This is a genomic window from Blautia sp. CAG:257, assembly GCF_000433815.1.
Taxonomy (GTDB): Bacteria; Bacillota; Clostridia; order Lachnospirales; family Lachnospiraceae; genus Blautia_A; species Blautia_A caecimuris.
The window spans coordinates 19,506-20,799 of sequence record NZ_HF999058.1; the positions used below are offsets into that span (position 1 = coordinate 19,506).

The window sequence follows — 1,294 nt, forward strand, 5'->3', positions numbered from 1 at the left end:
TCATAAAATAATAAATATGCTGGCAGGCATAATACTGTCTGGAATCAAATTCACCGGGATTTCTGGGTGCTTCCACCTGTTCCAGCTTCCCGGAAATACACACTGCCGTGCCTGCCGGCAGCTTTTCTTCTGTTTTTAAAAATACTCTTACATTTTCAATGGGAATTTTTTCTGACCGACAGATCAGATAGACTTGTTTCAGATAGACAGAAAAGGAAAATTCTGTTGCCTGACATCTCTGCACCTCCCCGCAGATCACAGAGTCCGGATGCTTTTTTATATAGGTCTGCACTGTTTCCGGCAAAGGATTTCCGCGTATCAGCGGAACCCCTGCCAGATCAGCCAGACACATACACAGCATCAGGAACAGGCAAACAAGACAAACCGGACGTCTTGTCATTTGCCTTCCTTTCCGTATAAAATCATGTAAAAAGATATGAATGACAGTTGTCAGGATTCCTCTTTTTCGTGAACCACCAACTGATCATTTTTTTCATAAAATGTGTAAAGAGGCATACTGCTTCTCAGATTTCCGTCCATACTTCCTTCTACAGAAAGCTGAACCTTATCTGCCTCACAGGAATCCAGAAGAGAATTCACTACAGAATAGATCTGAATGCTTTCTGACACATCCAGCGCTTCCTCCTGAAACGCCCTGTTCATATTGATATAACAGATCCGGTCTGCAATGGTAGCGCTGAGGATCACGGATTTTTCCGGAATCACCGCATAATGCCCTTCCTCCATGGGACCCTTGGCAAGCTGTTCCAGCACCACTCTTTCTTTTGGAAGGGTACGCCTGTAATAAATATTTCTCTCCTCTTTTAGCAGCTTCTTCCCGCTTTTGTCTGCGAAATACAGGGTAAAAGTATCATACCTGTAATCGGTATCCTTGCCGGAAAGCTCCAGGAAGCTTTCTTCTGTCATATCCCCGATCTTATTATTCCGGGAATCCGTAAGCTCCTGCCCCTCCACAGTAAATCGAACCCGGTGGATATCCGGCACCTGCAAAAAGGTTTTTACAATCCCGGCTCTGGTAAGGACTTCTCTGGCTCTGCTCATTTCATGGTACTGAGCGCTGAAATCAATAACCAGCACATCGTCCTGAAAATCATAAGAATTAAGTATTACCTCTTCCGGAAGCAGTGCGATCCCGTCCTCCGGAACCTTCCTGTTTCCAATGCTCTGCATCAGCTCACGGACCATAAAGTCTGCTGATTCCTCTTTTGGTTCATATGCTTCCCTCTCCAGAGTTGTCTCTGCTGTATTCAGATAATAAAAACTGTATTTATCC

At 44.6% G+C, this 1,294-nt stretch carries 2 protein-coding genes; both read right to left on the reverse strand.

Going from position 1 to position 1,294, the window contains the following annotated elements; genetic code table 11:
• Window positions 1-400, reverse strand: a 400-nt coding sequence (locus QVP40_RS07735) for a DUF4131 domain-containing protein (RefSeq protein WP_288200384.1), incomplete at its 3' end; no start/stop codon positions are given.
• Between the two features lie 50 nt (window positions 401-450).
• On the reverse strand, window positions 451-1,294 hold an 844-nt coding region (locus QVP40_RS07740), incomplete at its 5' end, for a GerMN domain-containing protein (RefSeq protein ID WP_288200385.1).